This window comes from Flavobacterium sp. (assembly GCF_039932285.1).
Lineage (GTDB): Bacteria > Bacteroidota > Bacteroidia > Flavobacteriales > Flavobacteriaceae > Flavobacterium.
The window spans coordinates 1-9,090 of sequence record NZ_JBDTQE010000090.1 but is presented as its reverse complement, the minus strand read 5'-3'; the positions used below and the strand labels follow the sequence as shown (position 1 = coordinate 9,090).

The 9,090-nt window shown below is 32.6% G+C and carries 8 protein-coding genes and 1 pseudogene; 7 read left to right on the top strand and 2 right to left on the bottom strand.

Features of this window, described 5'->3' with window-relative positions:
* Positions 1-76 precede the first annotated feature (76 nt).
* Positions 77-802 carry a metallophosphoesterase family protein gene (locus ABI549_RS12480; RefSeq protein ID WP_348076791.1) on the bottom strand — a complete coding sequence of 242 codons (726 nt, stop codon included), beginning with the start codon at positions 800-802 and terminating at the stop codon, positions 77-79.
* A gap of 148 nt (positions 803-950) precedes the next feature.
* On the opposite strand from ABI549_RS12480, the gene polA reads away from it, so the two are divergent.
* The 4 genes from polA to ABI549_RS12460 are packed head-to-tail and all read left to right on the top strand — an operon-like array spanning position 951 to position 6,671.
* Positions 951-3,809: a DNA polymerase I gene (gene polA, locus ABI549_RS12475; protein ID WP_348076790.1), complete on the top strand. Its 2,859-nt coding sequence runs from the start codon at positions 951-953 to the stop codon at positions 3,807-3,809.
* Between the two features lie 24 nt (positions 3,810-3,833).
* Entirely contained in the window at positions 3,834-4,964 is a 1,131-nt protein-coding gene (locus ABI549_RS12470; protein WP_348076789.1) for a hypothetical protein, read from the top strand.
* A gap of 2 nt (positions 4,965-4,966) precedes the next feature.
* Positions 4,967-5,350, top strand: a complete 384-nt coding sequence (locus tag ABI549_RS12465) for a hypothetical protein (protein ID WP_348076788.1) — start codon at positions 4,967-4,969, stop codon at positions 5,348-5,350.
* A gap of 10 nt (positions 5,351-5,360) precedes the next feature.
* A complete protein-coding gene (locus ABI549_RS12460; RefSeq protein ID WP_348076787.1) occupies positions 5,361-6,671 on the top strand; it encodes a serine hydrolase domain-containing protein in 1,311 nt (436 codons plus the stop codon).
* Positions 6,672-6,685: 14 nt separating this feature from the next.
* On the opposite strand, the gene ABI549_RS12455 is transcribed toward ABI549_RS12460, so the two are convergent.
* Positions 6,686-7,711 carry a LacI family DNA-binding transcriptional regulator gene (locus ABI549_RS12455; RefSeq protein ID WP_348076786.1) on the bottom strand — a complete coding sequence of 342 codons (1,026 nt, stop codon included), beginning with the start codon at positions 7,709-7,711 and terminating at the stop codon, positions 6,686-6,688.
* A gap of 307 nt (positions 7,712-8,018) precedes the next feature.
* On the opposite strand from ABI549_RS12455, the gene rplM reads away from it, so the two are divergent.
* From rplM to ABI549_RS12440, 3 genes and pseudogenes are all read left to right on the top strand, one after another.
* On the top strand, positions 8,019-8,474 hold the full coding sequence (gene rplM, locus ABI549_RS12450; RefSeq protein WP_091476558.1) for a 50S ribosomal protein L13: 456 nt from the start codon (positions 8,019-8,021) through the stop codon (positions 8,472-8,474).
* Positions 8,474-8,860 (top strand): 30S ribosomal protein S9, encoded by a 387-nt coding sequence (rpsI, locus tag ABI549_RS12445; protein WP_091476560.1) that lies wholly within the window; start codon positions 8,474-8,476, stop codon positions 8,858-8,860. The genes rplM and rpsI overlap by 1 nt, the downstream gene beginning before the upstream one ends.
* Before the next feature lie 148 nt (positions 8,861-9,008).
* Positions 9,009-9,090 (top strand): annotated as a pseudogene (locus ABI549_RS12440) (30S ribosomal protein S2); the annotation flags it as partial.

Genomic DNA, 9,090 nt, shown 5'->3' with positions numbered 1-9,090 from the left:
CAAGTAAAAGTGTGATGATTTTTTTCATTTTAAATATAAATTTTAAATAATATTGGCAAATATAATAAGTTATGATCTAATTTCTGCCTTTTTCGTTTGGATATAAATAAGGTAATGGATCACTTTGCCAGAATTCTTTAGTTTCAATATCCATAATGGTTAGTGGCCCATTAAAAGCGGCTCCAGTATCTACATTCCAAATATTGGCTTTTTGAACAGGGATAAGTTCCCCAATTCTAGTAACAGGAGTATGACCAATGTAAATTTCTTTATATAATGTAAAGCGCCTTGGATAAAATTTATGAGTGGTTTCAAGATTTTCATCTAGTGATAATGCCGTTTCCCACAATGTCCTGTCCCAATATAATAGTTTGGGAAAATATTCTGAATCTACTCCATTCATATTGGTAAAGCCAGCGTGAAGAAACAATCGATTGGACGAATCTAAATAATAGTTTTGTAACGACTTTAGAAATTGAATATGTTTTTGTTTTCTTTCGTTTGAAACAGATTGATATGCTAAAACTGTAGATTCTCCTCCGTTTTTGTACCACGTGAGGTTGTCTTTGCTTTCGTTAAGCCATTCACACAATAATTCATCATGATTACCCCGAAGAAAAATGCAATGATGTGTTTTTTGTAAAGAAATTAAGAAATCTAACACTTGTGGCGACTCGCTCCAACCATCTACATAATCACCTAAAAAAATTAACAAATCATTTTTTGTGACTTTTACTTTTTTTAAAATTTGTTGCAAAGCCTTAAATCCTCCGTGTATATCGCCTATTACTAATGTTCTCATTTGTCAAAATTGTAGACGTGAATTTATATAAAAAAGCTTTAATATATTAATCTAATACTGAGGCAAAATTAAGGTTATTCTCTTAACTTTGCCTCAGTATTAGATTAATATGTCTATTGTCTATTTTTACACTTAAAAAATTATTTTCATGTCACAAAAACGCCTTTATCTTCTCGATGCTTATGCTTTAATATTTCGTGGTTATTTTGCGTTTATAAAAAACCCAAGAATCAACTCAAAAGGAATGGATACGTCTGCGATCATGGGATTTATGAATGCCTTGATGGACGTTATAAAACGTGAAAAACCAGATCATTTAGCGGTTGCTTTCGATAAAGGCGGAAGCACGTATCGCTACGAAATGTACCAAGAATACAAAGCCCATCGCGACGAAACGCCTGAAGCTATAAAAATTGCAGTTCCTTATATTCAAGAATTATTAAAAGCAATGCACATTCCGATTGTTGAAGTCGCTGGCTTTGAAGCCGACGATTTAATAGGAACTTTGGCAAAACAAGCCGAAAAAGAAGATTTTAAAGTCTATATGGTAACACCTGATAAGGATTTTGCTCAATTGGTTTCCGAAAATATTTTTATGTACAAACCTGCACGAATGGGGAATGATATCGAAATTTGGGGAATTCCAGAAGTTTTAGCAAAGTTTGAAATTACGAATCCATTACAAGTTATAGATTTCTTAGGAATGATGGGCGATGCCGCTGATAATATTCCGGGATTACCAGGTGTTGGCGAAAAAACAGCTAAAAAATTCTTAGCAGAATACGGCTCTATGGAAAATCTTTTAGCCAATACACACCAACTAAAAGGCGCCATTAAAGATAAAATTGAAGCCAATGCTGAATTGGGTATTTTGTCTAAAAAACTCGCGACTATATTACTTGATTGTCCAGTGACTTTTAACGCAGAAGATTATGAATTATCAAAACCTGATGTTGAAAAAACAGACGAATTGTTTCAAGAATTAGAATTTCGTCAAATGAAAGCGCAGTTTGATAAATATTTTGGAACGGGGAAAGAATATGACGAAATTGATACCAATGGTAATGGAACTTCAAACGATACACCGCAAGCAACTAAAAAAGCGCCAGCTAAAAAATCGAACGAAGATCAATTCGATTTATTTGGTTTCTCTGATGAGGAAAACGGTGAAGTAAAAACAAATTCCCATTATGCAACGTTAGAAAATACGGAACATTTTTACCAAATTATTGAAGGAGATTTTGCCGTAAAATTATTGTTGCAAAACTTAATGAATCAAACTTCAGTTTGTTTTGATACCGAAACTACTGGAATTGATGCCTTGAATGCAGAATTGGTTGGAATGTCGTTTTCTTTCGAAAAAGGGAAAGCTTTTTATGTTCCGTTTCCGGAAAATCACGAAGAAGCACAAGTTTTGGCAGACAAGTTCAAACCTTTTTTCGAAAGCGAAAGCATCGAAAAAATAGGTCAAAACATAAAATATGATTTAAAAATTCTTTCCCATTATGGTGTTCAAATCAAAGGAAAATTGTTTGACACAATGATTGCCCATTATTTGATCAATCCCGATATGCGTCATAATATGGATGTTTTATCGGAAACTTATCTGAAATATTCTCCAAAATCAATCGAAGATTTAATTGGTAAAAAAGGTAAGAATCAAAAATCAATGCGTGATGTAGCTTTGGAAGAAATCAAAGAATACGCTGCTGAAGATGCCGATATAACTTTTCAATTGAAACAAAATTTCAGTCCAATTTTAGATAGAGCCGAAACCAAAAAACTATTTGATGAAATCGAAATTCCATTAATCCCAGTTTTGGCTGCAATGGAATTAGAAGGAATCAATCTTGATGTTCCTTTCTTGAAAGAAATGTCCGTCGAAATGGCAAAAGAAAGTTCAGAATTGGAACAAAAAATCTATGAAACGGCTGGCGAAAAATTCAATCTAGCTTCACCAAAACAATTGGGCGATATTTTATTTGACAAATTGAAAATTGGAGGAGCCAAACAAAAGAAAACCAAAACGGGTCAATATGCCACCGGCGAAGAGATTTTATCGTATTTAGCCAACGACAACGAAATTGTGTGTGACATTCTCGAATGGCGTCAAATGGTGAAATTGCAAAGTACTTATATTGATGCTTTGCCAAATCAAGTTGACAAAAAAACCGGGCGAGTGCACACTGATTATATGCAAACCGTTGCCGCAACAGGACGTTTAAGTTCAAACAATCCGAACTTACAAAATATTCCTGTTCGTACTGAAAGAGGACGATTGATTCGAAAAGCTTTTATTCCTCGTGATGAAAACTACACCTTGGTTTCTGCGGATTATTCACAAATAGAACTGCGAATTATTGCTGCATTGTCTGGGGAAGAAAATATGATTAAAGCGTTCCAAAACAACGAAGATATTCATAGAAGTACCGCTGCAAAAGTATTCAACGTTCCGTTAGAAGAAGTTACAAAAGAACAACGTAGCAATGCCAAAACGGTAAATTTCGGAATTATTTACGGAGTTTCTGCTTTTGGATTAAGCAATCAAACCTCGCTTTCGCGAAAAGAAAGTGCCGAGTTGATTGAGGCGTATTATGCTACTTATCCTAAACTGAAATCGTATATGTCTGGTCAAGTTGATTTTGCCAGAGAACACGGTTATGTGCAAACGGTTTTAGGTAGAAGACGTTATTTGAAAGATATTAATTCTGCCAATATGATGGTAAAAAGTGGCGCAGAACGAAATGCTGTAAATGCCCCAATTCAAGGTTCTGCCGCCGATATTATAAAAATTGCGATGATTAACATTCATAGAAAATTAGTTTCCGAAAACTGGAAATCGAAAATGTTACTACAAGTACACGATGAATTGGTTTTTGACGTTTATAATGAGGAACTAGAGAAGATTCAACCGATGATTAAACATGAAATGGAAAATGCTTTCAAAATGGATGTTCCGCTAGATGTTGAAATTGGAGTTGGTAGAAATTGGCTAGAAGCACATTAAAATATTTATTTTTAAATTAAGAATATGCGAAAAATATTTTATTCAATCATTCTTTTATTTACTGTTTATTCTTATGCAGAAAAACAATATTTATTAGAAGGAACTGTCGGAAAAGCAACAATTTATATGTTTTTTGAAGACAATTCGTCGCCAACCGAAACTGCTATTTATGATGTTCGCTATTTTTATAAAAATTCGTTGAAAGACATCGTTTTGTCTGGTGAAAAAACAGGGAATAAATATGTTTTCAAATTTGAATCAAACGACAAAATCAACGAAACATTTGAATTGTCATTAACTCAAAATGATAATTTTAATGGTTTTTGGACCGATGCAAAAGGATTAAAACTTCCAGTAAGTTTTAAACCTTTTGATAAATCTGGGTTTTTATTAAAAGAGAAAAACAATCCATTTTTAAAGCAATTCAAGGAAGATTCATTCGATTTCATCAAAGCAAGTTTCATTCAATTCAAATCCGATTCAATATCAATATACAAAGGAAAAACAATTGAATGGTTTTCAGAAAAACATTGCAACGCACCTTATTTTAGACTTGGAAAAGGTTTTTCTGATGCAGTAAAGAATAAAATAAATCCTATTTTAAACAAATATCATTACCAAAATATTTTAGCGCAATTGAACTGCTCGTCTAGTTTTGATTATAACAACGGAAACGGTATTGAATATTCTATTTCTATTCATTACTTAGACGAAAATTTAATTGGTTACTACGATTTTAGTTCTTATTATTGTGGAGGTGCTCACCCAGATTTTGGTGGGCAAGGGATTTTATTGGATTTAAAATCAGGAAAAAGTTACGGCATAGACGATATTTTGGCTTTTGATAAAAGCGTTGGAGCTAATCAGGAAACTAATTTTGATGCCTTTTCTAAGTACAGAAGCAATTATTTTGCGTCAAAAATTTTTGCTTTGGTAAATAAAACACAACATTTCAAAAAACCAACAAACGATGATGATTATTGCGATTATACGGATTTAGAATTTTGGGATTTTCCATCGTGGTCGTTTACTGAGAAAGGAATTGAGTTTACGCCTATTTTTTATAGAGCTGCAAGAAGTTGTGAAGAACCTTTCTTAGTCTCTTTTTCCGATTTACGAAAGTTCAAGAACACAAAATTTCCTTATAAATTATAGAAATGAATGATGATTTCAAACCACCAATTAAAAGCAGGAAAACAGAAGAATTATTAAAAATAGCCGGTGCTCCAAAAAAAATGGATCCAAGAGCATTAAAATTGGCTCTTGATGAGCTTTACAACAGAAAAATTGACCCTAAATTAATTGAACAAGCAAAATACATAGAAGAAAGACAAGTAAAATTCGAGGTTTTAAAAAAATTCAATGAAAGTTATAAAGTTTCCGATTTCATTTTTAATCTAAAAGGAACTCTTTTTGAACTTATATTTACTTGGGAATTAAAAAAAGATGGATATACCCTTAAAGCAGAACAACAAAAAACTTTTAGAATTATTCTAATTATAGTCATACTATTAGTTTACTTTTTATCTGAAATAATATAAAATAAAAATTATGAAAAAATCAATCTTATTATTAGTATTTATATTCTCGCTGACACTTTCGGCGCAACAAAAAACCCGTTTCGATAAAATAGATAGTTTGCTGGTTTATCTGAACCAAAACAACAAGTTTATGGGACAAGTTTGTATTCGAGAATCTGGAAATGTAGTTTTCGAAAAAGCGTATGGTTTTGCCAATGTCGAAAATAGTTTGAAAGCAAATAAAAACACCAGATACAAAATAGGTTCCATCACAAAAACATTTACTGCCGTAATGATTATGCAGTTAATTGAAGAAAAAAAGTTGAAACTAGATACAAAATTATCTAAATTTTATCCTCAAATTCCAAATGCTGCAAAAATTACTATTCATGATTTATTGCATCATCGCACAGGAATTTTAGATTTTATAAACGGGGATTCGACCGTAAATGTTTACCAAAAAGTATCAAAAGACGAAATGATGGCAAAAATAGCAGGTTATAAACCAGTTTTCGAACCTAATTCTAAATTTGAATACAGCAATTCTAACTACTATATATTAGGTAGAATTTTGGAAGATGTCTCTAAAAAAGATTACGCAACCAATCTTAATGAACGAATTATAAACAAACTTCAATTAAAAAACACATCGATTGCTGCTAATGTAGATCCAACTAAAAACGAAAGCTATTCTTATAATTACACCAATAAAAAATGGACAATTAACAAAGAATGGGATATGTCGCAAGCTTTTGGTGCTGGGAACATTTCATCTACTGCTGCCGATTTAACTTTTTTTCTAGATGCTATTTTTAATGGTAAATTGCTAAAGAAAACTTCGGTCGATGAGATGACAAAACTAGAACAATCTTACGGAAAAGGCTTGGTTACATTTCCTTTTGGCGAAAGAAAATTTTATGGACACACAGGAGGAATAGAAGGTTTTAGAGCAGTTGTAGGGTATTATCCGCCAGAAAAAACAGGCGTTTCACTTATTGTAAATGGAGATAATTATAATCGCAATGATATTATGATTGGGATTTTGAGTATTTATTACAAAATGCCATATCAATTCCCAAATTTGACCACGTTTGAAGTTTCTAAAGATAAATTAGATAGTTATCAAGGGGTTTATGCATCGACAGAATTACCTATAAAAATCACTATCAAAATCGAAAAAGGAGAGCTAACAGCACAAGCTACAGGACAAAGTTCTTTTGCATTAAATCCAATTAGCGAAACTGAATTTGTGTTTGATCCAGCAGGAGTGAAACTAACTTTCGATGCAAAAAATATGATCTTAAAACAAGGCGGCGGACAATATATATTTACAAAAGAGTAACTATTAAACAATAGTTATATTTTAATTGTTGAATCACGTTGTCTCAATTCAGTCTTTATCACGACCGTTTTGTATTTGCGTTCTTCTTTTTCTTTGTGTTCTAATCTTTCTATTAGAAGCCTTGCAGCAGCTTCTCCTATTTCTGGTCCATGTTGGCTTATGGTCGATAAACTAGGAGTTAGCCTTCGCGACCAAACACCATCTGCAAAACCAATAATAGACAACTCCTCGGGAATTTTTCTAGAGTTTTTTAACCCCATTTTCATTATTGTAAGTGTAGAATGTTCGTCGAGAGCAAAAACACCATCTATTTCTTGATTATTTAAAAAGTCTTTTGCTTTAATATCAAAATCTTCTTCGTTTTCTGTAAGAATCACTAAGTCAGGATTGTTTAAAATATTATTTTTAGATAATGCTTCAAAATAGCCTTTAGCACGAAGTTTACCAACACTTAAATTATCAATAGAAGAAAACAACGCAATGTTTTTACAGCCAGTTTTTATCAAAAAATTAGTTGCTTCAATTGCCGAATCATAATCATCAACAATCACTTTATCACATTTTACTTTTTCAGCAACCCTGTCGAACATTACAATTGGTGTTCCCTCGTTTATAATTTCTGTAAAATGATCAAATTGATTCTCTTTTTGAGATTCTTCAGAAATAGAAAGGATAAAGCCATCAATAGTCCCGTTACTCAACATTTGTAATGTCTGAATTTCCTTTTCTAATGATTCATTAGAAATACATGTTATAACATGGTATCCTTTTTCATCAGCTATCTTTTCAATTCCAGAAAAGACCTTTGCAAAAAATGAATTCAAAATATTTGGAATGATAACCCCAATCGTTTTTGTAGAACGATTTTTAAGATTTAGTGCAGTAATATTTGGTTTGTAATTATTTAGTTTAGCAAACTCCTGAATTTTTATTTTTGTTGGCGTACTAATTTCTGGACTATTATTCAAAGCCTTCGAAACTGTCGAAACAGAAACACCGAGGTTCAATGCAATTTGTTTTAAAGTCGTTTTTGATCCCATAGGTGTATTATATTAGCGTAAAAATAGTAAAATATTATATAAAGTATTATTTGTTTTTCTTTTATGAGCGAAAAGTTCGTGCTTCTTTGTAAATTATATTCCTGCTGTACGTTTCAATACTTCTCGTTACAAAAAACGATACGTGATTTTTACTATCATCAGGGCTAAAAAGTAAAACTTAAACCTTTTGTAACTCTCTGAAAAGCAATAGAAAAAGAATTTTCACTTTCCCATTTGTATTTAAAATAAATAATTGTACTTTTGCACTCCCTTTATTGGGAATGGAATGTTTAATTAAAATAATATTATGGACGCATTAAGCTACAAGACACAATCAGCAAGCAAAGCCACCGTTACAAAGGAGTGGATTGTTGTTGATGCTGATGGTCATAACTTAGGTCGTCTTGCATCAAAGGTCGCTATGATCCTTAGAGGTAAGTACAAGCCAAGTTACACACCACACGTGGACTGCGGAGATAACGTAATCGTTATCAACTCAGAAAAAATCAACCTTACAGGTAACAAAATGGACGAGAAGACTTACATCCGTCACACAGGTTATCCAGGAGGACAAAGAAGTTTGACTGCAAAGGTTTTGCAATCAAAAAACCCTGCTCTTTTAGTAGAAAAAGCAGTAAAAGGAATGTTGCCTAAAAACAAATTAGGAGCAGAGCTTTTTAGAAATTTAAATGTTGTTGTAGGATCAGAGCACAAACAAGGCGCTCAGAAACCTAAAACAGTTAACCTAAACGATCTTAAGTAATGGGAGCAATTCACAAAATCGGTAGAAGAAAATGTGCAGTTGCACGTGTTTATGTATCGGAAGGAACAGGAGTAATCACTGTTAACAAAAAAGCGTTTGCAACTTATTTCCCAACAGCTACTTTACAATACAAAGTTTTACAACCTATGTCTATGACAGAAAATGTAACTAACTATGATGTAAAAGTAAATGTTTACGGAGGTGGTAGCACAGGACAAGCAGAAGCAGTAAGAATGGCTTTAGCGAGAGTAATGTGTGAAGTTGGAGAAGGAAACAGAGCAATCTTGAAACCAGAAGGATTACTAACGAGAGACCCAAGAATGGTTGAACGTAAAAAATTCGGTCAGAAGAAAGCTCGTAAGAGATTCCAATTCTCTAAACGTTAATATTTTTTTATTAAAAACTAAGTTATTGTTGCTCTTCCTGTCGAGGCAGGAAACTAGTTTAGCATCTAAATGAAGCCTAAAGCTTATAGCTTAACGCATAAAGCCCAAAGGAACATTGCTAATTCAACAGAACGTAAACTATTACAAAATGGCAAATAAAATAGAAGTTAAAGACTTACTAGAAGCAGGTGTTCACTTCGGACACATGACTAGAAAATGGGATCCAAACA

What these genes read in the sequence shown, in the direction of transcription:
- polA (WP_348076790.1), top strand. Translation starts at nt 951, where the DNA reads ATGTCACAAAAACGCCTTTATCTTCTCGATGCTTATGCTTTAATATTT.
- ABI549_RS12460 (WP_348076787.1), top strand. Translation starts at nt 5,361, where the DNA reads ATGAAAAAATCAATCTTATTATTAGTATTTATATTCTCGCTGACACTT.
- ABI549_RS12470 (WP_348076789.1), top strand. Translation starts at nt 3,834, where the DNA reads ATGCGAAAAATATTTTATTCAATCATTCTTTTATTTACTGTTTATTCT.
- rplM (WP_091476558.1), top strand. Translation starts at nt 8,019, where the DNA reads ATGGACGCATTAAGCTACAAGACACAATCAGCAAGCAAAGCCACCGTT.
- ABI549_RS12480 (WP_348076791.1), bottom strand. Translation starts at nt 802, where the DNA reads ATGAGAACATTAGTAATAGGCGATATACACGGAGGATTTAAGGCTTTG.
- rpsI (WP_091476560.1), top strand. Translation starts at nt 8,474, where the DNA reads ATGGGAGCAATTCACAAAATCGGTAGAAGAAAATGTGCAGTTGCACGT.
- ABI549_RS12455 (WP_348076786.1), bottom strand. Translation starts at nt 7,711, where the DNA reads ATGGGATCAAAAACGACTTTAAAACAAATTGCATTGAACCTCGGTGTT.
- ABI549_RS12465 (WP_348076788.1), top strand. Translation starts at nt 4,967, where the DNA reads ATGAATGATGATTTCAAACCACCAATTAAAAGCAGGAAAACAGAAGAA.